Origin of the sequence: Mesorhizobium sp. B2-1-3 (assembly GCF_006442495.1) — a bacterium.
GTDB lineage: Bacteria > Pseudomonadota > Alphaproteobacteria > Rhizobiales > Rhizobiaceae > Mesorhizobium.
On sequence record NZ_VFWL01000002.1, the window covers coordinates 393,067 to 416,399 of the forward strand.

The window sequence follows — 23,333 nt, forward strand, 5'->3', positions numbered from 1 at the left end:
AGGCTTCAGGGTTACCGAGACAGCCCGGGACGGGCTGGTCCATCCCGAGAATTTTTCGAGGGAGGGCGCGCTTATACGTCGTGCCGACGTGGGCTTTGCCGTGCAAATGATCTGGTCGCGATGGCGATCTATCATCTTCACGTCAAGGTCATTGGCCGCAAGGCTGGGAGCAGTGCTGTCGCGTCGGCCGCCTACCGTTCGGCTTCGCGGCTGCGTGACGAGCGGATTGATCGAAGCCATGATTTCTCGGCCAAACGCGGTGTCGTCCATTCCGAGGTGATGCTGCCGGAAGGTGCGCCGGAGGCGTGGCGCGACCGCGAGAGGCTGTGGAACGATGTCGAGGCGTTCGAGGTGCGCAGGGATGCGCAGCTTGCCCGTGAGGTCGAGTTTGCGCTGCCGCGCGAACTCAGCCAGGCGCAAGGCATCGAACTGGCGCGCGACTTTGTACAAGTCGAGTTTGTCAGCAAGGGCATGGTTGCTGATCTCAATGTGCACTGGGACAGGGCAGAGGATGGCAGTCCCAAGCCGCATGCCCATGTCATGCTGACGATGCGGTCCGTGGACGAGACCGGTTTTGGCGCGAAGGTTCGAGACTGGAATGCTACCCAGATGGTCGAGCGCTGGCGCGAGCGGTGGGCGGAGCTGGCCAATGAGCGCCTTGCCGAACTCGACATCGACGCCCGCATCGATCATCGCAGTCTGGAAGCGCAGGGCATTTCACTGGAGCCGCAAACCCAAATTGGTGCGCCGGCGCAACGCATCGAGGGCAATGGCGTTGCCGCTGGCGATAGTGAAGCAGATCGCGCCGAACTGCATCGCGAGATCGCGCGCAACAATGGTGCGCGCATCATTGCCGATCCATCCGTGGCGCTGGATGCCATTACGCATCAGCAATCGACCTTCACCCGAAAGGACATTGCGAAGTTTGCGCATCGGCACAGCGACGGAATGGAGCAGTTCAACGCGGTGGTCGCAGCCATCGGCAACGCATCCGATCTGATTGAACTCGGCAAGGACAGGCGCGGCGAAGATCGCTTCACCACAAGGCAGATGATCGAGACCGAACAGCGCCTTCACCGCGCGGCGGAGCGTATCTATTTGGACGAGCGACACGCAGTGAGTGACGCACATCGCGAGGCAGCGCTGGCGCGGGCTGCGCAACGCGGTCTTGTCCTGACCGGCGAGCAGACCGATGCGCTGGCGCATATCACCGATAGTCGCCGTCTTGGTGTCGTCGTCGGCTTTGCCGGCACCGGCAAGAGCGCCATGCTGGGCGTTGCGCGCCAGGCATGGGCAGCGGCGGGCTACGAGGTTCGCGGCGCGGCCCTCTCCGGCATTGCCGCCGAGAATCTGGAAGGCGGTTCCGGGATTTCTTCGCGCACCATCGCCAGCATGGAGCATAGCTGGGGACAGGGCAGGGATCTGCTCACCGCCCGCGATGTCCTGGTGATCGATGAGGCCGGCATGGTCGGCACGCGCCAGCTGGAGCGCGTGCTTTCCCATGCGGCGGACGTTGGCGCAAAAGTCGTCCTCGTCGGCGATCCGCAGCAGTTGCAGGCAATCGAAGCCGGCGCTGCATTCCGTTCCATCCATGAGCGTCATGGCGGCGTTGAAATCGGCCAGGTGCGTCGGCAGCGCGAGGACTGGCAGCGCGATGCCACGCGCGATCTGGCAACCGGCAGGATCAATGCTGCGATCAGCGCCTATGACGCGCAGGGCATGGTGCATCAGTCTGCAACGCGCGACGAAGCACGAGCTGAACTCGTCGAGCGCTGGGATCGCGACAGGCAGGCGCATCCAGAGGCAAGCCGGATCATCCTCACCCACACAAACGACGAGGTGCGTGCAATCAATCAGGCAGCGCGCGAGCGGCTGCGCGCTTCCGGCGATTTCGGCGACGAAGTGCAAGTGACTGTCGAACGCGGCCCAAGAAACTTCGCCAGCGGCGACCGGGTGATGTTCCTGCGCAACGAGCGGGGGCTTGGCGTCAAGAACGGCACGCTGGGCATCGTGGAGGAAGTCAGCACACAGAGCATGACGGTTCGCGTCGACGATGGCAGGTCGGTGCGGTTCGACTTGAGAGATTACGCGCACATCGACCACGGCTATGCCGCGACCATTCACAAGGCCCAGGGCATGACCGTCGACCGGACCCATGTGCTCGCCACGCCGGGCATGGATGCACATAGCAGCTACGTCGCCCTGTCGCGGCATCGAGACATGATGGACATGCATTACGGTAGCGATGATTTTGCCACACGCGACCGGCTCATCCGCACACTGTCACGAGACCGCGCCAAGGACATGGCGTCGGATTACGAGCAGGTCGACCCGGCGCAGAGCTATGCCGAGCGGCGCGGCATCACGTTCCGCGAGCGCCTGGTCGAGATCGTGCGTCGGATCGTTCCGGAGAAGCTGCGCGACAGGATTGGAGGACTGCTGGACGGGTTGCGCTCGCCCGCAGACGGCGAGCCCATGCAGGTACATGGACCTGGGCCGGGAAGGGAAAGTGTCGGGACGCGGATCGGAGATGCAGGCCGGACGCCGGAAAGAGATCCTGCTGCCAGGGGAGTGCCACGCGACACCAACGTGCCGGTGGACGCGGAAGCGGCGTTGCGCAGCGCTCGTACGAAAGCGCTTGTGCGTCACGCACGCGCTATCGACGCGATCCTCAGTACCGGAAACGCGGACGGGCAGGGCAGTCCCGACCAGATGCACGAACTGAAGGATGCCCGTAGCGCTTTCGAGAAGGTTCGGCCGTATGGCTGGCGCGATGCCGAAGCGGCCTATGTGAAAAATCCCGACCTTGTCCGCGAAGCGGGCGCCGGCCGCGTCAGCCGCGTCGTGCTTGCTCTCCAGCTTGAAACGGAAATTCGCACCGGGATGGACCTCGATCCCGGCCGCCGCGCCGACCGTTTCGTGGAACGTTGGCAAAAGCTCGATCAGACGGGACGGGAGCAATATCAGGCCGGCGACATGTCCGGCTACAAGTCAACGCGCTCGGCCATCTCCGATATGGCCAAGAGCCTCGAACGCGATCCGCAGCTTGAATCCCTGCTATCAAACCGCAAGCGCGACCTTGGGATCAACGTGGATTCGGGTCGTCGCCTGGGCGCGGAACTCGCCCTAAGCCATGGCATCGGAAAGGGGCAGGGCATTGGGATCTAAGTCATGCCGATTTGCCGCCGTTTCCACTCCGCAACCGGCTGAAGCGACAAACCTGATTGCCTCCAGCACTCGGTCCGTCCTGTCTGTCCCAATAGATACCAGCAACAGCCACTGAGAAGCAGGCAAGCTATGCCCGAGCCGGATCGTATCATTCGCCTCAAAACCGTCATCGCCAGGACCGGCCTGTCCCGTTCAACCATCTATCGCAAGATCGCCGAAGGCACGTTCCCCGCTCAGATCAAGATAAGCATCAACGGGGCGGGCTGGCGGGAATCCGATGTCAATCGATGGATTGACGATCCAGTCTCATGGCACACCAGCGCATCACGAAAAAACAGCGACTAGTGGCGATGGAATGGCACGTTGCTGTCAATGTTGAACACTTTTCTCTGGGGCAGGTTCAATGACTGGGAAGGGGCCGCAAGCGGTCAGGCCGCTTCTGGATAACGGTCCAACAAAACAGACTTGCTGAAAAGGCCGATGCTGTATCGCAGGCTGCTTATTTAAGTGGGCTGATGCCGATCCCTCTGCTAAGCAGGTGAAGGGGGTGGCGATGGCATCTGAACAGCAATTTTTGGCATTCGATCAGCGGTTCTTGGACCGTCATGCCGGCCCAATTATTTCGGATCTTTCGGTTGCCTTGGTCGAACTAGTCGCAAATGCTTGGGATGCCTACGCGACACAGGTGGACATAACCTGGCCGACAAACGACGGCGCCCGGAAATTCTCGATCAAAGATAATGGCCGTGGCATGACGGCCGCGCAGTTCGAGCAGCGCTGGGGCGTCTTCGATTATAATCGGGTGATAGCTGAGGGCGAGTATGTTTCCCCACCCGCAGAGCTTATGGAATTGGCCCCACGCCGAGTGTATGGACACAATGGTCGGGGTCGACACGGCGGCTTTGCCTTTTCCAATCCCTACGAGATCGTTATCGAGGCAGCCGACGAGAAAGTCACCTATCGGGTTTCGCGGGGCGGGAAGCGCCCGTTCGATTGGGAAGTCATCAAGCGTGAGCAAGGCACCGGGCACGGCGTAGAAATCCGGGCCGTGGAACCGACGCGACTTCGACTTACCGCGGCCGATGTTCGAGAGGTGCTTGGAACGCGCTTTCTGACAGACCCGAACTTCAAGGTGTCGTTGGACGGCCGCCCCGTCACCTTCGACGACATTCCGCATGATTTCCTGCGGAAGAGCTTCGTCGATATCCTCGATATCGGCCGCGCCACAATTTTCATGATTGACTCTCAGCGCGCCGATCGAACGACGCGGCAGCACGGCATCGCCTGGCACGTCAACAATCGGCTGGTAGGCGATTGCGGCTGGCGCGGGACTGACTACGAACGCGTACTCGATGGGCGGACGAGCGAAGCCAAGCGTTTCACGTTCATCGTCTTTGCCGATTTCCTGGCCGACACCGATGCTATCCTACCGGACTGGTCGGGTTTCCAGCCTACTAATGATGTCTGGAAGAAGACCCAGATGGCCGTGCAGGATAAGATTCGCCAGGAAATTGCCGCGTTCAATTCCGAGCGTCGTTTGGAGACCAAGGAGGCGGTTCGCGAACGCTATGCCTCCACCGTCGTTAGGATCGCGCCGAGCGCGCGCGAACGGTGGAACAACTTTGTCGAGCAAGTTGTCGATACCTGCCCTGGTATATCCTCCGAGCAGATCGATCAGGTCGCTGGCATTCTCGCCAATCTGGAAGCGTCTTCATCACAATACAGCTTGCTCGCACGGCTGCACGGTCTTCATCCGGGGGAGATTGACCAACTGGATGGCATTCTAGCGGATTGGAGTGTCGCAACCGCAAAGCTGGCGCTTGACGAGATTCAAAGCCGGTTAAAGCTGATCAGCGAACTACACGATAAGCTTCGCGATGAGCGCGCCGATGAGGTGCGCGAGCTGCAGCCTCTTATCGAGAGGAGCCTGTGGGTGTTTGGCCCCGAGTTCGAAAGTATCGAGTTCACGTCCAATCGCGGCATGTCGGAGGTCATCAGACGGTTGCTCGGCGGGACGGGACAGGGAAGTCTCAACCGGCCAGACTTCGTCATCCTTCCTGATGGCAGCGTGGGTCTATTTGCTCGCCCCGCCTTTGACGATCAGCATGAGGTGATCGGCGTTGAGCACCTGGTCGTCGTCGAGCTGAAAAGGCCGGGCGTTGCGATCGGAATGGATCAGAAGAACCAAGCGTGGAAATATGTCGTCGAACTGCAGACTCAAGGTCTGATAGACGATGCGACGCGTGTCACCTGCTTCGTCTTGGGATCGAGGTTGACGCCGCGCGAAGGAGTGCGCGAGGAGGGACGCACGAAGATCATCCCGATGGCCTATGAGACATTCATCCGGCGTGCCGAGACTCGGATGCTCAATCTATATGCCCGGCTTTCAGAGGCACCATTCCTGCGCCAAGCCGGCTTGGACGCTGACACATTTGTGGCGAAGCCGATCGCGCGCCAAGGCGGTTTGGGCCTTTCGGCCTGAGAGCGGGGGCTAATGACGCTAATACGAGCGATCGACATTTCAAATTTCAGGTCGATCAAGAAACTGACGTGGCTGCCGTCCTCCGGGATCAACTGCCTGATAGGGCCGGGCGACAGCGGAAAGTCGAGCATCCTCGATGCGATCGATTTATGCCTTGGGGCCCGTCGTTCGGCGACGTTCACCGACAGTGACTTCCACGGGCTCGACGTTACTCAACCGATCCAGATAGCGGTCACTCTCGGCGAACTCGACGAGCCGCTCAAAAGCATCGACACCTACGGCGACTTCCTAGTCGGCTTCAACGCCGCGACCTGTACGGTCGAACCCGAGCCGGGAACGGGGCTCGAACCCGCACTCACCGTGCAATTGACCGTTCAAGCGGACCTCGAGCCGGAGTGGACCCTCGTCTCTCCACGCGCGCAAGCGATGGGGCGATTCCGGAATCTCGCCTGGGCCGACAGGGTGCGTATCGCGCCTGCGCGTTTGGGTGCGACCGGGGACAGTCATCTCAGCTGGCGGCGCGGTTCCGTCGTGAGCAAGCTCACGGATGGAACGGGCAACGCCCAGGCGGAGCTCATGCGCGCCGCGCGGGAACTGCGTCAGAGTTTTGACACGACCAAGCTCAAGGAGCTCGAACCGCCGCTGAAGCTTATTCTGGCTGAGGCCACTGCTCTGGGTCTGCCAGTGGGCAAAGTCATACAGGCCTTGCTTGACTCGGGCTCAGTCACCTTCAACGCGGGCACCATCTCGCTACACGATGAGATCGGCGTTCCACTGCGATCCCTAGGCGTGGGGTCGTCGCGGCTCTTGATCGCAGCCCTTCAGCGCAGGGCTTCCGCCTCGACGATGACCTTCCTCATCGACGAGCTGGAGTACGGCCTCGAACCGCATCGGATCATCCGGTTGCTGTCAACGCTGGGTGCAAAGGAGCAGGTTCCGCCGGTGCAGATTTTCGCCACCAGCCATTCGCCAGTGGTCGTGACCGAGCTCAACGCGACGCAGCTTTTTGTCGTTCGAGGTGGCGCTGCCGGACATACCGTTGTGCGGGCGAGCGACAGCGGTGATGTTCAGGGGGCGATCCGATCCAACCCACACGCGCTGCTCGCCACTAAAATCATCGTTTGCGAAGGAGCAAGCGAAATCGGCATCGTGCGCGGGCTCGACCAGTACTTCAATAAAACTGGTTTCGCCGCGCTCGCGACCCGCGGTGTCGCCCTGGTCAATGGGAATGGAGACGAGACGTTCAACCGCGCGCTGGCGTTCAAGGCGCTGGGGTATCAGGTCGCCATTCTACGCGACAGCGACAAGCCGGCTCCGCCCAACCTGGAAGCGGGGTTCCTGACCGCTGGTGGGCAGGTCTTCGCCTGGACAGCCGGCAGAGCACTTGAGCAAGAGATCTTTGCGGCCGTGCCCGGCGGAGCCGTCAAGGCGCTGCTAGACTTGGCTATCGAAATAAAGGAGGGGGATGCCATCCAGTCCCACATCGAGAACGTTTCGGCAAAGGCCACGAACCTCGCCACCATCGAGGCCGAGCTCGCCACCGGAACGCTGTCGCTGGCAAGCCGCACTGTGCTCGGCAATGCGGCCGCGCGATACGGCTGGCTCAAAACTCAATCAGCGATGGAGACCGTCGGCAACGACATCATCGGGCCGGTCCGTCAGCAATGCCAGCCGAGCCTAACGAACGTCCTCGACGGCCTTTGGGGCTGGGCGTTTGCCTGATGGCGGTAGAAATCGACCTTTTACAGATCGACCACGGCGCGATCGTCGCGCCCGCCGGATGCGGCAAGACTCAGCTCATCACTGACGCTCTTTCACGCCATCAGGGGCCAAAGCCGATCCTGGTGTTAACTCATACCAATGCCGGCGTTGCCGCCCTGCGCGCCCGTCTTGGAAAGGCTGGTGTGGTTCCGGCAACGTATCGACTGGCGACCCTGGACGGGTTCGCGATACGGCTAATCTCAACTTTCCCGCTGCGATCCGGCCACGATCCGAGGATCATCGAGGGCGCCAGGCCGAACTACCCAGCTATCCGATCTGCGGCGACTGGCCTCGTCCAGGCGGGTCACATCACCGACCTGCTTAAAGCTAGCTACGACCGCCTTCTCGTGGACGAATACCAAGATTGTTCGGTCCGCCAGCACCTGATGGTTGCGCATCTGGCCCAATGTATTCGGACCGTGGTAGTTGGGGACCCGTTTCAGGCCATATTCGGCTTCGGCGGCGATGCTCTCCCAGCCTGGAACGACGTTGTCGCATACTTTCCCATACGGGGAGAGCTCAAGACACCATGGCGTTGGATCAACGCCGGATCTCCGGAACTGGGTGCTTGGTTGCTCGGCATGCGAGACAAACTGGCAAGCCACACCCCCATAGATCTTCGCGGCGCACCGGGTATCGAATGGGTGCAACTCGATGGCGTGCACGACGAAGAGCGACGACTTGCCGCCGGATCCGCCGATGCGCCTGGCGAAACCAAGGTCCTTATTATCGGAGAGAGTACGGATCCGTCCGGACAGCGAAGGATCGCCCGTAGGATTAGTGGTGCCGTTACCGTGGAGGCGGTTGACCTTCGGGACCTCACTGATTTTGGGCGAACCCTTGATGTGGGAGACCCTGGCGCCTTGGCGGTGATTGCGGGTTATGCCGAACACCTCATGAGCAATTTCGGTGGCGAGGACCTCGTCCGGTCGGTCGCAGCAGCCAAGGCCAATACCCTGGGTCGTTTGCCGACTGTGATCGAAGCGGCGGCTCTCAACTTCGAAGCTACTCGGTCGCTCTCTGCAGTGTCCGACCTTTTAGTCGCGATCAATCAGACGGGCGGGGTCTACTGCTACCGCCCGGCCGTGCTCGCCGCCACTCAACGTGCCCTGCAGTTGGCATCGCCGGCAGATGGCCCCTCGTTTTTTGAGGCCACCATAATCGTCAGAGAGCAATCGCGCCTAATCGGCCGGCCGCTGGCACGTCGGTCAGTAGGAAGCACGTTGCTATTGAAAGGTTTGGAAGCGGAGGTTTCCGTGATCCTCAACGCGGACACATTAAACGCGCGCAACTTGTACGTGGCTATGACGCGAGGATCGAAGCGGGTACTTGTTTGCGCAACTTCACCACTGCTCAATCCGGAGTGGTGAGCGGCGTTGGATGTGCGCCCTGCCAGATTAGCGTATGCGCCTTTACAGGCTTCTACCGTCAGCTTTTAGGGACAGGCACGGTACCTTCAGTGTCCTACTTGAGGGTGCGAAGCGGAAATGATTTCCGTTGTCGGCCCTTAATGCTCATGAGGCCGTGAGCCATTGGGGCAGAGTGAAATCGTCTTTTCTGCCGCCTCATTTCCCGAAAGCCGCCTGATGCGGGCAACCTGCCGCGAGCACTGAACTCCTCTCCTAGGGAAGCTTTCAGTCGTAGTCGGGCTCTTCCGCCGGGAACGCATCCACATAGCCGAAATCTACGGTAAAAGTTTTCTGACTGACCTCGATCTCATGGAAGACAATCCCGTCAGTCACATCCCGATCGGCGACGATGGTCAAATGAACCGGCACGTCGGTAGTCGTCTCGACATACTCGCCGCCCATTGCGACACTTTCTCGGTCGACACTGTCCCACACCGAAAAGGTGAAGTGAGCCCCGAAACCCGCTTTGATGTCGACCTCAATCGAGAATGTGACCGTCTCATCGTTCGCTGTCAGCACCACGGGGTTGGTCAGCGTGCCCATCAGGATTTCTTTGAGCTGAGCATCCATCGGCTCCGCTTCGAACTCGACTGAGCAGTCAGCATCGACGTCGTAATCGACATATGTGAGCCGTTCGATGATCGCGTCGCGAACCGCTTCCTCGAAGTCCTTTTCTTTTCCTTCGAGCCAGAGCTCGACGATCTTGTCGGCGAGATCAGCGTCCTTGAATGCCTCGCTGTAAATCCCGAGTGCCTCGGTCAGCGGAAAGACCGTGACCAAGTGATCCGACTTCGCGGCGAAGTCCCTCCAGGCCTTGTCTTGGGCGACACATATGACGAGCTTACCCTTCGCCTTCGCGTATTCCTCTAGGCACAGCAATGCTGCGGCGTCAGGGAATTCTTGCTTGCGAGATTCCTTCTGCGCGAAAGGCGTCTGCACCGCAAAGTATCGACGGAACAGTTCCGTCAGGCCGTCCGGCGTATCAGCGACCTTGATCACCTCCGCTCCTACAGCTTTGACAAAATCGTCGAACTCTGACTTTGCGAATTCCGCAGGATCTTTGTCTATGAACAACCCGGTGTGCTCACCTGCCGGGCTCTGTCGAAACCACCTAAGATTGTTGCTTCGAAGTGCCGTCTTCAGCGCCCGCTGGGTGTCTGCAGCCTCGACTTCCAAATGGGAAATCATTTCGTTGGCAATCACATCCGTGATTAGGATGGGTGTGTTTCTGATCCTGATCTGCGAGATCGACCGGAAGTCGGTCCGGCGGAAGTCCTTCTGCTTGCTGTCGAAGACGGTTGTGTCGATCGTTACTGCCGCAATGCGGCCATCGTTGATGGCGTCGATCACCTGCTGTCGAGTCATTGTCGGCATTTTTTCACTCATACTTGAGACGTGTTTGGTTTTATGTTGTAGCCAAGTTGCGATCCAGTCGGCATGGATTCCTGGTTAAGGCAGGCTACCGCGTCGCCTTCCGTTGCCGCCTTGATCGGACGCGAGATCCTGGCCGCGCGTGTAAGGCGCCATCCGCGTGAGGCTACTAAAGCGAGTGAAACCTCAAGCGTCGGCATCCGGCAGTTCGTCAGTCGGGAGCCGTGGCCAGAGACGAGAGACTTAATCTGCTGGCGCGATTACCGCAATGGGCGCAGGAGACATGACGAGGCTCCGAAGCCATGTCCGCTTTCAGGGATGGCAATGACGGCCTCCACGACCGATATGCTGAAGGGTTTCGGGTGCCGTGAGGCGTACGAAAGCCTCTCATGCAGGAACCCGCGGGCCACAGTTGATGGCTATGGGGATTTTAGTTTGCGGCTGATGCCAGCGACGGCGTGACCGCTCCCGTTAGGCGACGCGGTGGACACGGACGGACCGCTCAGCGAAGCCCCCGCACAGCCTTGTAGCCTCTGCGCGCAGGCGGACGGGGCCCTGCGGGCCTCGCTGAGCACCATGGGCGCGCGTGGGTCCGTCGCCGCAGGTTGAGCGCCTGTGGCTGGAGGCTGCATCAGACCATGCCGGGTCATGGAGCGGTCTCCCGGATCGGTGCCGATGCGTTCGGAGGTCCGCGCGGCTGCCTCCTCCACCGTTCGAACACCTCGATGACGATCATGCGTCCGCCACAGCAGGGGCATGGCGGCCGGAAGTCCTCCGGTTCGTCTGGTGTGCCGTCATCGGACGGGGCAGCGATGTCCAGCAGTTTGCGGGCGTGTGCGAGGCTGGCCTTGTGGGCGGAGCAGGCGAGCAGGCCATAATGTCGGATTCGATGGAAGCCGCGCGGCAGGACGTGGAGCAGGAAGCGGCGGATGAACTCGTCGGTCGCGAGCGTCATGACCTGCTGGCGGTCGGCGCCGTCGCGCCGATAGTCCTTATAGCGGAAGGTGACGCCGCTCTCGTCGAAGGCGATCAGCCGGCGGTTTGAGATCGCAACCCGGTGCGTGTAGCGTGACAGGTAGGCGAGCACCGCCTCCGGCCCCGCGAACGGCGCCTTGGCGTAGACCGCCCAGCGCTTGCTGCGAACAGACTTCAGATGACGCAGAAAGGCGCATCGCTCGGTGAGGTGCGCCATCGATCCGAAAAAGGTGAGGCGGCCGGCGGCGTGCAGCGCGACCAGCCGAGAGAGGAACAGGCGGCGGAACAGCTTGCCGAGCACGCGCACCGGCAGCAGGAAGGCCGGGCGCGAGGAGACCCAGCGGGTCCCGTCGAGCGCGATGCCGCCGCCCGGCACGATCATGTGGACATGAGGATGGTGCGTCATCGCCGATCCCCATGTGTGAAGCACGGCCGTGATGCCGATGCGTGCGCCGAGATGCTTGGGATCAGCCGCGATCGTCAGCATCGTCTCCGATGCCGCCTTGAACAGCAGGTCATAGACTAGCGCCTTGTTGTGGAAGGCGATGTCAGCGACCTCGGCCGGCAGCGTGAACACGACGTGGAAGTAGCCGACTGGCAGCAGGTCGGCTTCGCGCTCGGCGAGCCATGTACGCGCGGCAGCGCCCTGGCACTTCGGGCAGTGCCGGTTGCGGCAGGAGTTATAGGCGATCCGCCATTGGCCGCAGTCCTCGCAGGCTTCCACATGACCACCCAATGCAGCGGTGCGGCAGTGTTCGATCGCCGACATGACCTTGAGCTGCTGCAGGCTCAGATGCCCTGCATGGGCGACCCGGTATCCGGGGCCGGCAGCCCGGAAGATGTCGGCGACCTCGACAGAGGTGCGCACGGCTCAGCCGGGCGGCGTCTTGCCTTCCATCAGCGCCATCAGCCGGTCGAGCGGCCCTGCGACCGCATGGATCGTCCGCGTCGAGACCTTGGTGTAGAGCGCGGTCGTATCGAGCTTGCTGTGACCAAGCAGCACCTGGATGACGCGGATGTCGACATCCTGTTCGAGCAGGTGGGTGGCGAAGCTGTGGCGCAGCGTGTGCGGGCTGACGCGTTTGCGGATGCCGGCGACTTCGGCTGCCTCCTGGACCGCGCGGTGCAATTGCCGCGACGAGATCGGCGCCGTGCAGCTGCGCCCCGGGAACAGCCAGCCATGCGGGAGCATCACCCCGCGCCGCCTGCCTTCGCGCCACCACAGCCGCAGCAGCTCAAGCAGTTGCGGCGAGAGCATCGCATTACGGTCCCTACGTCCCTTGCCCTGTTCGACGCGGATCAGCATACGTGTGGAGTCGATGTCGTCGACCTTGAGGTGCGCGACCTCGGACACGCGCAGGCCCGCGCCATAGGCGACGCCGAGTGCGGCCTTGTACTTGATGCCTGGTGCGGCTTCGAGCAGCCGCGCCGCTTCCTCCACGCTCAGCACGTCGGGCAGCTTGCGCTGATACCTCATGATCACCAGCGCACGCGCCAGATCCCGACGCTTCAGCGTCACGAGGAACAGGAACCGCAATGCTGAGACCGCGCCATTGATCGTAGCAGGGCCGACGCCGCTCTCATGCTGATGCAGCTGGAACCTGCGGATGTCCTCAGCCGTCGCAGTGTCGGGCGAGTGGCCAAGGAACACAGCGAAGCGCCGGACGTGACGAACGTAGTCCTGCTGGGTATGGGAGCCCAGGCCACGCATGAGCATGTCGTGCTGCATGCGCTGGCGAAGCGGAGAGATTGGTGCATCGGTCGACAGGGTAGCCATGGCGAGTTCCTCGTTGAAGGGAACTCCATGGTCAGATCGACGCCTCTATCCGCTCAAGTCAACTGCCTGTCGCGCCATCTCAGGTCGAGGCGACCCTCCCGCGAAGCGGGTTCGTGCATGAGGCGCAAAGCCGCCGCTCGCTCGCTACGGCGCTGTTGTGTGGCGCGCTCGCGAGCGGTTGGGACGGTCTCAGCTAGATTCAGTCTGGTTCTGCTGCCAATCTCTTGATGGCTGAAGAAGCGTCGAACCCCAGGATTTTCGCCAGATCGATGAATTCGACTACGTCGACGCGGCGTTGGCCGCTTTCGAGTCGAGCGACAAACGACTGATATTCGCCGAGCTTTTCGGCGAGCTCGGTCTGTGTCAGCCCGCTAGCCTCACGCTTTGCAATCAGCATCGTGATCAATGACTTATGGCGCAGCGTTCCGAGCGTTTTCACCACCGGCCTCATCCAGTTCCAGATGAGGGCTTCAATTATATCTGATTTCCAGTTATCTTAAATTCAGATACGACCCAGCCATGTCGAATTGGAGGAATCCAAGATGGCGCAATCAGCAGCAATGAAACATGACCCAGCACTCGCCCTGTGGGCCGCATGGCATCGTGCCCAACATACATCTCTGGTGCTTTGCAGGGTCCAGCAGCGGTTGGAGACGAGAATTATCTGCAATACCGGAATTCAGGCATTGACCAGAGGCGAAATGAAAAAGCAGCCCGTGCCAGTGATCGCACCGGACGGCGTTCAGTACGCTGTTGCTCGGGAGGCCGAAGTCTTAGCGATGACCGAAGCGCTTAAACTTCAAGATGCGCTTCCAGAGGTTCCAGCTCTGTCGTTAGCTGGCATCTTAGCCAAGTTGGAGGTGATCGTCGGAGCGGACCGTGACATCGGCGATCCGACCGATTTCCCTTGGCCACACATCGCTTCCGTATTGCGCGATCTGAAAGCTATCGCGGGCGATTTGCAGCCGTGCGAGTTGGACCGCTTCGCCACTCGCGCTGATATAACGAGGCATCTACAGCAAGCAGCCCAACTCGTAGACTCAGTCGAGGCGGAACAGGCTGCGGAACATATACGCCAAACTGCGAAATCGTTCGCGGAAACATCAGTTCTTCCAAACCCGGCTGACAAATCGGCTGAATTTTAGAAATCAAGTCGGCCCTGTCCCGTCTCAAACGCCAAAAAAGCAGTCGCTAGCTCATGCAGCTTCTTTAAGGGTGACTTTACGCTTCTTCTTCGTCACGAGCTCGCGGACAAAGTTGTCCCACCGGGCCATGGCAGCACGCTTTTCCGGCATGTAATTCCAGCGATCGTAGCTCTTGGAACTGACGTCCTGCAGAGTGTGGTTCTGCAATCGGTCTCGGATCTCTTTCGAGAGACCTGCCTTGCCGGCAAGCGTCTTCCAGGTTCGCCGGAGATCGCGGTTTGTCACGACGGGAATGACCTCGCGATCGCGCTGTCGCCACATGAACGAATAGAGCGTTCCATGACTGACAGGCTTGGACGGGTCGGTTGCGGATGGGAAAAACCAACCAAATTCATTCGGCTTGATCGACCCGATAAGCTCGGCCGCGATCTTGGGCACGGGGATGGCGTGAGGCTTTCCATTCTTGGTCTTGGACCAGTCGATGATGCACTCAGCGGCATCCCATTGATCGACGTGTAGCCGAGCAATCTCCTCGACGCGTTGGCCGGTCAGCATAAGAATTCTTACTGCACGCGTGTAAGGGGGATGTACCGGCGCATCGGGATATTCGAGCCAGCGATAGAGACGGACAAATTCCTCTTCGTCCAACCAACGCGTTCCAACGTTTTTTGGTTCTGTCGGAATACCAGCAGCCGGATTGTAGATGAGACGAAAGCGACGGACAGAGGTCGAGCGGTAGTCGTGCTCGGATTTCAGCCCCCAACTGTAGGCCGATCGAATATAGCTGCGAACATGATCGGCCATGGACCGTTTGCCTCGCTGATAGATCGGTCGAATGATGTCCCTGATCTCATCGGGCTCGATGTCACGGGCAGGGCGGTTGCGACCGAGCGAATCGGCGATCTTGTTCAATCCCTTTTCGGCCTCCTTCCAGGACGGTTTTCCATCTGCCTTGAGCGACGCGACGTAAGCCTCAAACAGATCGGCGACCGTGCCGGGTCGCGTATCGCCGGCTATCTTGATGCTGCGTCCCTTTTGGATCATGTCGGCGAAGTCGCGTCTGAAAATCTCGCGAGCCTGGCTGAGGCTCATTGACGGATACGACCCGAGCTTTTTCTTGACACGCTTTTGGTCTCGCCACTGCTGGGCCATCCAGTCCGCCGTTATGCGGGTCGGCATTGGCTTTATCACTAGAACGAGGCGGCCGGTTCCATGACCCTCGCCATCGACAAGGTTCTGCTGCTTTCCGGTCTCCTCGACCTGCTTCAAAGCGCGGCGAATCTCTCCATCGGTAAGGCTTGGCACTGGGGTCTCCCGTAGGCTTTCGAGTGGGATCGGCTGACGGGTAGTAGGGGTCTGTGGTTGGGTCCAAACGGGCCTTCGATCCCCCTAAAACCGACCCCAATATGCCACGATATCCGACTCTACGACAAGTCGAAAAAGCGATATGTATCAATGTGCTAAAGCGTGATCGTGCGTGATTGAAAAGGGCCGAGTGGGATGATTGTGCACCAGGATGATTGCCGTCGCCGACAGTTCGAGAGCGCGCTTGACCACCTCACGCGGATAGACGGGCGTATGGTCAACAGTGCCGGTCTGCTGCACCTCGTCGGCAATCAGCGTGTTCTTCTTGTCAAGGAACAGGATGCGGAACTGCTCGCGCGCCTCGAAGGCCATGGCTGACCGGCAATAGTCGAGAAGCTGCTGCCAAGAGGAGAGGATTTCGCGGCCATGGACCTCGCTGCGCGCCATGCGCTGGGCCGTCGCCGCAATGACCTTCAGGTCGAGCGCTACCACCGGGCCCACGCCCTTGACCTCCTGGAGGAGGCCGACGGGCGCGCCAAGCACCTCGGCCAGGGTACCGAAGCGGGAGAGCAGCGCCTTGGCGACCGGCTTGGTGTCGGCGCGCGGGATCAGGCGGAAGAGCAGGAGTTCCAGAAGCTCATAGTCGGGCAGGGCGTCCGAACCTGCCGAGGCGAAGCGTTCGCGCAAACGGTCGCGGTGGCCGAGATAATGCGGCTTCTCCTCGATCCTGCCGGCCTTCGCAGGAGGCCGGGCTGTCCCAGGAGAGTGCATGGTCGCGGAAAGCTGCGCAGGCTTTTCTGCAAAGAAACTGCGCTCGTCGTCGTCACCTGACATCTCGTCTGCCCCCCAGCTCCCCGACCGCGAGCGCCGGGAGAACGAAACATTAGGCTGGCAGGCCGGGGCGGTCGAGCTTTTTGGGGGAGAGCGTGAAGATCTCGCAGCCGGTGTCAGTCACGCCGATCGTGTGTTCGTATTGCGCCGACAGCGAGCGGTCGCGTGTCACCGCGGTCCAGCCGTCCGACAGGACTTTCACATGCGGCCGGCCGAGGTTGATCATCGGCTCGACGGTGAAGATCATGCCGGGCCGCATCTCGACGCCCTCATTGGCGCTGCCATAATGCAGGATATTGGGCGCGTCGTGGAACAACTGGCCGACGCCGTGGCCGCAGAAGTCGCGCACCACCGAGCAGCGCTCGCCCTCGGCATAGCTCTGGATGGCCGCGCCAATGGCGCCGGTGCGGGCGCCAGGCCTGATCGCGGCAATGCCGCGCATCAGGCATTCGTGGGTGACTTCGAGCAGGCGTTCCGCCGCGCGTTTTATGGTGCCGACGGGGTACATGCGCGAGGAATCGCCGTGCCAGCCGTCGAGGATGTAGGTGACGTCGATGTTGACGATGTCGCCATCCTTCAGCGGCTTGTTGTCGGGGATGCCATGGCAGACGACATGATTGATTGAGGTGCAGGAAGACTTGGTGTAGCCGCGGTAGTTGAGCGTCGCCGGCAGCGCGCCATGATCCATGCCGAACTCGAAAACGAAACGATCTATGGTGTCGGTGGTGACGCCGGGCGCAACCATCGGCACCAGTTCGTCGAGGCAGCGCGCCGTGAGGTCGCATGCCTTGCGCATGCCGGCAAAACCTTCCTCGCCATAGAGGCGGATCTGGCCGGTGTTTCTGAGCGGTGCCGTGGCGGCGTCGAGATAAGTGACCATTGGTGTCCGTCTTGCCGGTGTGGCTCTGCAAGGGAGCCGGCGTGAAAATCTCCCCAGATTTGGCACTTGAGGGCAAAAGGTTCAAGGAAGAACTGCCCGGACACCACCAAGCGGCAGGGATATTCGGCGCGCCCCGATGTCCTTGACGCCCTTGTTCCTTCCCTTTCAGTCGACCGTGCGGTAGGGCGAGGGAGGTTTTTGGAGATTTCATGAGCGTCGAGCACGCCAGATTGCCTGAAGCGCCGTTGAAGGCGGCCTGCTCATTGCTGATGAGCCTTGTGCTGCTGGCGATGCTGTCGCTTGGCCGGGCGGAGGTGCCCGTCTTTGCCGGAGCAGCCTCCGGTGTCGCCAGCGCCGGCGTGGAGCGGTCCGGCGAAGCGGCGGCGCTGCTGCGCATCACCGGCAAGGGGCAGGCGCTGGAAGTTCGTTCCGGCCGGCCGGCCCTGGTTAAGTTCGCCGGCGGCCATCCGGCCCTGCCGGCTCGGGACACCGTCTTTTCCTGGTTTGTTTCGGTTCCGCCGGCAGAGGTCGTCGCCGCCGACAGGGACGCCCGCACACCGTGGGCGACTGCCAATCAGCCGCGCGCGCCGCCATCGGTTCCGGCCTGAGCGGTTTCAACCGCTCCTTCACTCAAACCACTTCCTGTTCGCGCCTCGATCCGCGCGGCGGCTTCGGTCGCGCAGCGGTGCGTAGCGCGTCATTTCCGGATTGTTTCCATGCAACGTATCAAGACACTCAAGAGCCTTTCGCGCGCGGCCTGCGCCGCCATTTTCCTTTCCGTCCAGGCGCTCATCTGTATCGGAACCGTCTACTGGGCGCTGACGGAGACGCTCGGCCTTTCGGCGACAGGGGCACTTGTCCTTGGCGGGATTTTCGCTGTGCCGTCTGCTCTCGTGCTGCTTACGGCGGTGCGCATGGCCTTCGATGCGGAGACCGATCCCGCCAACCAGTAGCCGGACCGCCAAGGCGCCCGCGCTCGACAAGGCCGGGCGCCTTGGCGCTTGCTTGCGGCGGCTGCGGCAAAACGTCCATGACCGCGGAGACGCCACATTCCTGCGGTAGCGACCGGCCAGAGCAACTTTTTACGACGGATGGCGTTGCCGCTGGTGACGACAGTTCGGGAGATGGCGGATGGACAGACTGCAATTCGAGGTGCCGGTGCGTATCGCGCCCGGACCCGGCCTGCCTGTCGAGGAGATCTATAGCGTCGAACAGGCCCTTGATTTTCTCCAGGCCTGGCCGCTGCGCCGGCAAGGCCCGATTTACCAGAAGGCCTTCAACGCCTGCTTCGGCGCCACCGTGGACGTGGTCAAGACCGAGGATGCCTGCCGGGCGTTCATGGCGTTCTGCCGGGTGACCGGGCTGATGGCCCGGGACATGATGGCGCCGCGCAAGCGCGGTGGCCAGGCGAGAGGGCTGCAAGCCTGAGGTACGCTGCGCTCTTCGTTCTCCTGGCCGAACGAAGCATCGATGCCGATGCCATTAAGCTTCCGTTTCTACTTTCGCGGCTACGCCATGCTTGTTCGGCAATGGTTGATTCGTTGCGTCAGTCTCGTGGTTCGGAAGATGTCCCCAGAAAAAATCCGTGCATTCCCGATCGACCGTCAGGCATTCCTGGTTCGGGAGGTGGCTGCCAGGCTCGACAGTTTGCATGGCGACAGCGCCACCTCGTTCTGGAGGGCCAAGGCGACGGAGTTGTTCGATCTCGTCGTCAGGTCAGGCAGGGACAGGGCGGCGGCCAGCGACGAGGTGCGCAGGTTCTTCTTCGCCGTGCAAAAAGAGATATCGGCCGGCGCGGCCACTGAGCCGATGCCAATTCTTTCCGCCTGAAGTACTCCGCAAGGCGTCCCACAGCCGGTCCATGCCACCGCTAGCGGAACAGATATTTTGAAACTTCGGGGTTGCCGCGTCGCCACATGACGTTGTCAAGGAAGTAGTGGTGCACGTTGATGAAGATCAGCACTATGAAGAAGAACAGCGACGAACCCAGGACTTCCTTGTCGTAAGGGATCAAGGCAGTCAGTGCCGCCGGGATCAGCCAGAAACCGAGACCGCCGAGGACCCCGCCGGCGACGACGAACCCCAGGACTCGCGTCCTGTAGATCGGACCAAGAACGGACAGGATTCTGGAGTCCGGAACCTTTTGTGCATCGGGACCGTCCCGCTCGACATTGCTTTGATAGCGCCAGACCACGGCCAGGTACTGCAGCGAATGGAGAGCCGGCACCACGAGCAGCCAGAGCGGGTTTATTCTCACGACCAGGATCCAAAGATATAGGGATGCGATATAAGCGACGACGCCGTTATACGGCAGGCTGCCGCCATTTTTACTCCAGCGATTGATCAGCATCACGACGGTGGCGGCCGTGGAAGCGGCCGCGGCCGACAGCGCAATCGTGTTGAGCCACGCAGGCGTGGCAAACGTATAGTATTCCAAGCCGTAATATTTTGCTTGGCTGACCGCCGTGTTCGTCTGAAGCCATGCGAACAGCCATACGGCATAGCTGTTGACCAGCAAGATTTTCTTGTCCGGATTGGTGAAGAACCTGCGCTTCAACACGGCGTCCACCATCAACATGCCGTAGCCTTGCTTGACGTAGTGCCAGCCCACGAAAAAGAACATCGCGTTGGCTGCGTTTCCGAGCAGCCGGGCGTTCGCCGTTATCGAGCCGTAAGCAAAAAACCCGACCATGAGCAGGGGAACGACAATGCCGGCGAAAATGTAGCGGATCTGGAGGCCCCTGTCGTATCCCTCGCCGCGCACCTTGCTTCCAAAATTGCGATAGAAGAGTTGGTAAGAGTGGGCGAAATGCGGATAGTTTATCAAGTAGGCCAGGAAAAACATCGCCGCCGCAACAAGGCTGTCGTATTTGGTAGGCACGAAGTACAGGGCCGGCAAAATCAGGAATGCGCTGCCGCCAAGCATGAGAAAGTCGGCCAGCGGGCCAAAGAGATATCTTTGTGGCGGCGTCGCCGCAGGAGCTCGAGCATCCGCCGAAAGGTGAACTGCCATATTAGCATCCCCCTGGGAAAGCCGATTTAACCATCGAGCCTTGCCCTCGACAAGGTCGAGGCGGCGGAATGGTCAACACGTAAAATGACGTTCCGGAAGGGGGTGTTACCCTGTCCGGCGCAATAGCTCTTGACGCCGAAAGGAGCGGAGGGGACATCGAGTGAAGCTGGTACGCCCAAGGGGAATCGAACCCCTGTTACCGCCGTGAAAGGGCGGTGTCCTGACCGCTAGACGATGGGCGCGCTCAGATGAAAGCGGCTTATACTGGCGTTGTGCGCAACCGGCAACCCGTCAGGTGCCGGCTTGGACAACTTTTTTCCTGCCTGCCGAAGCGAGTGATTCACGCAGCGCCAGCGGCAATTTTTCTGGCGGCCGTCACCAGCCGCTGCGTGGATTTCCGGGCACTTTTCAGACGATTGCGGAAGCGGCCCGATGCAAATGCATGTCGCTCAAAAGTGACATCGGTTTGTTCACCAGACATCGTGTTTCGTAAAGCGCTTGTATTTGCCGCCATTCACCGGGGATCCGTTTCTGGTTATGTATACCGTCTCCGCGCGATCATAGACGAAGAGCTTCTTGCCCTTCGGGGAATAGGCAACCGTCTGTTTGACCAAAGGTCCATCTCGTTCAACAACGAACTTGATAACGAAACGCCCGTTCGCATTCAGGTGCGACACCGCCAGTCCGCCCTCGGCATCGTACGCGTTCTCCCAGACAAGCTGGTCTCCGCTTTTGAGTTTCGCCTCTTCGTGTGCCAGATGGCCGTGGTCGTATTTTCCGAAATTTGTCACCGTGTCGCACGTGTCGACAATGCATGTAGACCTGCGGGACAGGGTATTCCCGAACTCGTCATATTCGTACTTCGTTGTCTCGAATTTCAGGTCACCGTCATACTTGTCGTGCACCGGATAAAGGCCCGTTTTCGGATCGTAGTGATAGTCATACCAAAACCTCGGATAGTACCAGTATGCTCGGGCAAGGGCTCCGCTGTCATCGAACCATTCACGTGCATGCCATAGTGATGCGCCGCTTTTCACCTCCGTAATGTTCAGATCGACGAAGTCATCGCGATAGCTGAAGAGGCCGACCTTTTCGGCTACGCCATCTGCATTCAGGACCTCGATTCTAGCGGGCTGCATCTTTGCATTGCGCGCAATCACGCTGGTATCGAGCACATTTCCGTCCGGACCTTTCGCGACTTGCCGCGCCACATGGTTCGACTGACCGTCGTATTCCACGGCCGTCAGACCGGTCTTCTTGCCGAACTCGTAGCGGGTAAAGATCGAGGGCCTCCCAGCCGCATCGCATTCCACGTCGTACCAGGAGGCAGCGTCACCCTTTGCCTCGAGCATTTGTCGATCCACCTTCGGGCCGAGCAGAGGATCGTACAGGAACGTGACCAATTGCACGAAGACATATGAGCCGCCGCAATTCTCTGTGGTCGAAGGTGCGGTGTCCGTCCCTATCTGGCCGCCGGTGACGCGCGACGTCGCCGCATGTTGGGCCTTTCGCCAAATCCAGCCCTGGTTTTCATAGTGGATCACGACATCGCAGCTGTCGCTGGACATGAATTTGGCGTTCGGAGGGGGACCACAATGCGGGTCGCCCGCATAGATTGTCGCTGAAATCGAACTCAGCTTTTTGTCCTCGCCGATGTCGAAGGTGTCGTCGTACAGATGCTCGTGGAAGATTTCCCTCCAACCGCCGTTCCCTTCGACCATGACCACCACATCGCACCCGCGATTGCTGCAATTCGCGCCCGGGTAATGGCCGGAGCATAAGGTTTCATTCTCGATGAGAAGGGCTGGCGTGCCGTCGACAAGCGAAATCGGTCGGACGCCCGACATCTTGTTGGCAGGGATGCCGCTCGCGTCATAGTCCTTGCAGCTGTTGCGGATATCCTCGACGTAGGTTTTGACCGCGGCGGGGAGGTGGTCATATTGCGGACCACTGTCTGTTGTGGTCGGTGATGCAGCGGCCGCAACCTTCACTTCTGCCAGTTTTTCGGGCGCAGCAGCTCGCGCGGTCTTGTCCCAGCTCTTATCGTCGAGCGACAAGGCCACACGGAAACCCATGACGTTGAAGCGTTCATCGGATCCTTCATCCCGGTTCCACATGCCGTCATCGGTATCGTCGGTGTATCCGAACAGCAACCGCTCTGAGCCACGCATGGAGAACTGCGTCAACTCATAGTCGCCGCTGCGCGCCGCGAAGAGAACGCAGTCCGGCTCCGTCCAAGGCGAACCATCAGCGGGCGCCCCTTGGTAGCTCTTGTGAAAGCAGTCCTCGACGGCTTCCTGGGCGTTACCGCCCATGTCGTAAAGACCCCATGAGTTGGGCTTGTAGGAACCGACCTCGGCGGTCCAGTCAGGATGTATTTTCTCCGAACAGGAGGCAGCCATGCCTGCCTGATAGCCGGACTTGCGGTCTGCGAAGTTCGCGTAATCGCATGTCTGCTTGAAGTCATCGCCCCAATAATTGAACGAATCCGTTCCCGCCCGATAAGCGTATTCCCACTCCGCTTCTGTCGGCAGCCGGTAGTGTTTGTTCGCCATCATGGAGAGCCAGTCGAGATAGTCTTTCATGTCGTTGCGGGAAACGCATACGGCCGGTTGCCGTCCTGTCACAGGTAATCCCGGCTGCGCGTAGGAGCCGTCGCTGATATAGATGGCGTATGGCGCGGATTCAGTCTTGTCGCCGCCGGGGACGGGTGTGCCGCTATATTTGAATTTGTTCGGGCCGCTTTCGATCGTACGTATACCGCACTTGCCGCCGACCCCAGCACCGGTTTCCTTCACATAGGCGTCAAACTCATCAACGGTGATCTCGAAGCGACCGATGGCGAACGGATAGCCGATCGTTACCTCATGTTGAGGCGTCGCCCATTGCACATATCTGAGCCGCTTCATCTCCTTCTGGCTTGCGCCCATCATGAAGCTGCCCGGAGGCAGCGGGACCATTTCAGGGCAATGTTCGCAATCGCGAAATGGCGTTCCGGCCCGGGCGTCCGATGAAGCGGCAGCAGCCTGGGCGTCGAGCTCATAGCAGTTATCGACAGGCGCGAGGCCGCTCTGAACGGCCGTGTCCTTGTCTGGAAATCCGATTTCCGTGCAGCGTTGCTGAGCGAAGGATGGCGATATCGAACCCATGTCCGCCACCAACGCAAGCACAAGCACAGCAATCGCCGCGACGACCTTGTGCATTCCAATCCCCGAG

20 protein-coding genes and 1 tRNA gene are annotated in these 23,333 nt (G+C 60.5%); 10 read left to right on the forward strand and 11 right to left on the reverse strand.

What is annotated here, in order from left to right; genetic code table 11:
* Positions 1-120: 120 nt before the first annotated feature.
* From traA to FJ973_RS06590, 5 genes are all read left to right on the forward strand, one after another.
* Entirely contained in the window at positions 121-3,168 is a 3,048-nt protein-coding gene (traA, locus tag FJ973_RS06570; protein ID WP_140555324.1) for a Ti-type conjugative transfer relaxase TraA, read from the forward strand.
* Between the two features lie 129 nt (positions 3,169-3,297).
* Entirely contained in the window at positions 3,298-3,513 is a 216-nt protein-coding gene (locus FJ973_RS06575; protein WP_140555326.1) for an AlpA family phage regulatory protein, read from the forward strand.
* Positions 3,514-3,721: 208 nt separating this feature from the next.
* Positions 3,722-5,650 carry an ATP-binding protein gene (locus tag FJ973_RS06580; protein ID WP_140555327.1) on the forward strand — a complete coding sequence of 643 codons (1,929 nt, stop codon included), beginning with the start codon at positions 3,722-3,724 and terminating at the stop codon, positions 5,648-5,650.
* 12 nt (positions 5,651-5,662) lie between these two features.
* Positions 5,663-7,372, forward strand: a complete 1,710-nt coding sequence (locus FJ973_RS06585) for an ATP-binding protein (RefSeq protein ID WP_140555329.1) — start codon at positions 5,663-5,665, stop codon at positions 7,370-7,372.
* Entirely contained in the window at positions 7,372-8,781 is a 1,410-nt protein-coding gene (locus tag FJ973_RS06590) for a UvrD-helicase domain-containing protein (RefSeq protein ID WP_246675831.1), read from the forward strand. Before FJ973_RS06585 ends, FJ973_RS06590 begins: the two co-directional genes overlap by 1 nt.
* A 264-nt stretch (positions 8,782-9,045) precedes the next feature.
* On the opposite strand, the gene FJ973_RS06595 is transcribed toward FJ973_RS06590, so the two are convergent.
* The 4 genes from FJ973_RS06595 to FJ973_RS06610 all read right to left on the reverse strand — a co-directional run bounded on the left by FJ973_RS06595 (position 9,046) and on the right by FJ973_RS06610 (position 13,394).
* The gene (locus FJ973_RS06595) at positions 9,046-10,194 is read right to left on the reverse strand and encodes a PIN domain-containing protein (protein WP_140555330.1); all 1,149 of its coding nucleotides are present in this window, start codon (positions 10,192-10,194) and stop codon (positions 9,046-9,048) included.
* A 643-nt stretch (positions 10,195-10,837) separates the two neighbouring features.
* Positions 10,838-12,007 carry an IS91 family transposase gene (locus FJ973_RS06600; RefSeq protein ID WP_246675834.1) on the reverse strand — a complete coding sequence of 390 codons (1,170 nt, stop codon included), beginning with the start codon at positions 12,005-12,007 and terminating at the stop codon, positions 10,838-10,840.
* Between the two features lie 30 nt (positions 12,008-12,037).
* Positions 12,038-12,943: a site-specific integrase gene (locus FJ973_RS06605; protein WP_140555333.1), complete on the reverse strand. Its 906-nt coding sequence runs from the start codon at positions 12,941-12,943 to the stop codon at positions 12,038-12,040.
* Between the two features lie 199 nt (positions 12,944-13,142).
* Positions 13,143-13,394, reverse strand: coding sequence for a helix-turn-helix transcriptional regulator (locus FJ973_RS06610; protein WP_140555335.1), 252 nt, complete (start codon positions 13,392-13,394; stop codon positions 13,143-13,145).
* 91 nt (positions 13,395-13,485) lie between these two features.
* Here FJ973_RS06610 and FJ973_RS06615 point away from each other — a divergent pair, with 91 nt between their 5' ends.
* Positions 13,486-14,088, forward strand: coding sequence for a hypothetical protein (locus tag FJ973_RS06615; protein WP_246675832.1), 603 nt, complete (start codon positions 13,486-13,488; stop codon positions 14,086-14,088).
* Between the two features lie 51 nt (positions 14,089-14,139).
* Here FJ973_RS06615 and FJ973_RS06620 read toward each other — a convergent pair whose 3' ends face one another.
* The 3 genes from FJ973_RS06620 to map all read right to left on the reverse strand — a co-directional run bounded on the left by FJ973_RS06620 (position 14,140) and on the right by map (position 17,104).
* Positions 14,140-15,393 carry a site-specific integrase gene (locus FJ973_RS06620; protein ID WP_140555336.1) on the reverse strand — a complete coding sequence of 418 codons (1,254 nt, stop codon included), beginning with the start codon at positions 15,391-15,393 and terminating at the stop codon, positions 14,140-14,142.
* Between the two features lie 147 nt (positions 15,394-15,540).
* The gene (radC, locus tag FJ973_RS06625; protein WP_140555338.1) at positions 15,541-16,227 is read right to left on the reverse strand and encodes a DNA repair protein RadC; all 687 of its coding nucleotides are present in this window, start codon (positions 16,225-16,227) and stop codon (positions 15,541-15,543) included.
* 49 nt (positions 16,228-16,276) lie between these two features.
* Positions 16,277-17,104 (reverse strand): type I methionyl aminopeptidase, encoded by an 828-nt coding sequence (gene map, locus FJ973_RS06630; RefSeq protein ID WP_140517079.1) that lies wholly within the window; start codon positions 17,102-17,104, stop codon positions 16,277-16,279.
* Positions 17,105-17,313: 209 nt separating this feature from the next.
* Here map and FJ973_RS06635 point away from each other — a divergent pair, with 209 nt between their 5' ends.
* The 4 genes from FJ973_RS06635 (at position 17,314) to FJ973_RS06650 (ending at position 18,934) form a co-directional block, all read left to right on the forward strand.
* Positions 17,314-17,712: a hypothetical protein gene (locus FJ973_RS06635; RefSeq protein ID WP_140521011.1), complete on the forward strand. Its 399-nt coding sequence runs from the start codon at positions 17,314-17,316 to the stop codon at positions 17,710-17,712.
* Between the two features lie 108 nt (positions 17,713-17,820).
* Entirely contained in the window at positions 17,821-18,057 is a 237-nt protein-coding gene (locus FJ973_RS06640; RefSeq protein ID WP_140547213.1) for a hypothetical protein, read from the forward strand.
* 178 nt (positions 18,058-18,235) lie between these two features.
* Positions 18,236-18,532, forward strand: a complete 297-nt coding sequence (locus FJ973_RS06645) for a DUF982 domain-containing protein (RefSeq protein ID WP_140517077.1) — start codon at positions 18,236-18,238, stop codon at positions 18,530-18,532.
* Positions 18,533-18,670: 138 nt separating this feature from the next.
* Entirely contained in the window at positions 18,671-18,934 is a 264-nt protein-coding gene (locus tag FJ973_RS06650; RefSeq protein WP_140495883.1) for a DUF6074 family protein, read from the forward strand.
* 40 nt (positions 18,935-18,974) lie between these two features.
* On the opposite strand, the gene FJ973_RS06655 is transcribed toward FJ973_RS06650, so the two are convergent.
* The 4 genes from FJ973_RS06655 to FJ973_RS06665 all read right to left on the reverse strand — a co-directional run bounded on the left by FJ973_RS06655 (position 18,975) and on the right by FJ973_RS06665 (position 23,320).
* Positions 18,975-20,117 (reverse strand): hypothetical protein, encoded by a 1,143-nt coding sequence (locus FJ973_RS06655; RefSeq protein WP_140555339.1) that lies wholly within the window; start codon positions 20,115-20,117, stop codon positions 18,975-18,977.
* A 167-nt stretch (positions 20,118-20,284) separates the two neighbouring features.
* A tRNA-Glu gene (locus FJ973_RS06660) sits at positions 20,285-20,359 on the reverse strand.
* Between the two features lie 98 nt (positions 20,360-20,457).
* Entirely contained in the window at positions 20,458-20,598 is a 141-nt protein-coding gene (locus FJ973_RS30790) for a hypothetical protein (protein WP_181170881.1), read from the reverse strand.
* Positions 20,588-23,320: an SUMF1/EgtB/PvdO family nonheme iron enzyme gene (locus tag FJ973_RS06665; protein ID WP_140555341.1), complete on the reverse strand. Its 2,733-nt coding sequence runs from the start codon at positions 23,318-23,320 to the stop codon at positions 20,588-20,590. Before FJ973_RS06665 ends, FJ973_RS30790 begins: the two co-directional genes overlap by 11 nt.
* Between the last annotated feature and the right edge of the window lie 13 nt (positions 23,321-23,333).

Bases quoted from the DNA above. Each gene is read 5' to 3' on its own strand.
- traA (WP_140555324.1), top strand. From the start codon at position 121: ATGGCGATCTATCATCTTCACGTCAAGGTCATTGGCCGCAAGGCTGGG.
- FJ973_RS06575 (WP_140555326.1), top strand. From the start codon at position 3,298: ATGCCCGAGCCGGATCGTATCATTCGCCTCAAAACCGTCATCGCCAGG.
- FJ973_RS06580 (WP_140555327.1), top strand. From the start codon at position 3,722: ATGGCATCTGAACAGCAATTTTTGGCATTCGATCAGCGGTTCTTGGAC.
- FJ973_RS06585 (WP_140555329.1), top strand. From the start codon at position 5,663: ATGACGCTAATACGAGCGATCGACATTTCAAATTTCAGGTCGATCAAG.
- FJ973_RS06590 (WP_246675831.1), top strand. From the start codon at position 7,372: ATGGCGGTAGAAATCGACCTTTTACAGATCGACCACGGCGCGATCGTC.
- FJ973_RS06595 (WP_140555330.1), bottom strand. From the start codon at position 10,194: ATGCCGACAATGACTCGACAGCAGGTGATCGACGCCATCAACGATGGC.
- FJ973_RS06605 (WP_140555333.1), bottom strand. From the start codon at position 12,943: ATGGCTACCCTGTCGACCGATGCACCAATCTCTCCGCTTCGCCAGCGC.
- FJ973_RS06610 (WP_140555335.1), bottom strand. From the start codon at position 13,394: ATGAGGCCGGTGGTGAAAACGCTCGGAACGCTGCGCCATAAGTCATTG.
- FJ973_RS06615 (WP_246675832.1), top strand. From the start codon at position 13,486: ATGGCGCAATCAGCAGCAATGAAACATGACCCAGCACTCGCCCTGTGG.
- radC (WP_140555338.1), bottom strand. From the start codon at position 16,227: ATGTCAGGTGACGACGACGAGCGCAGTTTCTTTGCAGAAAAGCCTGCG.
- map (WP_140517079.1), bottom strand. From the start codon at position 17,104: ATGGTCACTTATCTCGACGCCGCCACGGCACCGCTCAGAAACACCGGC.
- FJ973_RS06635 (WP_140521011.1), top strand. From the start codon at position 17,314: ATGAGCGTCGAGCACGCCAGATTGCCTGAAGCGCCGTTGAAGGCGGCC.
- FJ973_RS06640 (WP_140547213.1), top strand. From the start codon at position 17,821: ATGCAACGTATCAAGACACTCAAGAGCCTTTCGCGCGCGGCCTGCGCC.
- FJ973_RS06645 (WP_140517077.1), top strand. From the start codon at position 18,236: ATGGACAGACTGCAATTCGAGGTGCCGGTGCGTATCGCGCCCGGACCC.
- FJ973_RS06650 (WP_140495883.1), top strand. From the start codon at position 18,671: ATGTCCCCAGAAAAAATCCGTGCATTCCCGATCGACCGTCAGGCATTC.
- FJ973_RS06655 (WP_140555339.1), bottom strand. From the start codon at position 20,117: ATGGCAGTTCACCTTTCGGCGGATGCTCGAGCTCCTGCGGCGACGCCG.
- FJ973_RS30790 (WP_181170881.1), bottom strand. From the start codon at position 20,598: ATGTCTGGTGAACAAACCGATGTCACTTTTGAGCGACATGCATTTGCA.
- FJ973_RS06665 (WP_140555341.1), bottom strand. From the start codon at position 23,320: ATGCACAAGGTCGTCGCGGCGATTGCTGTGCTTGTGCTTGCGTTGGTG.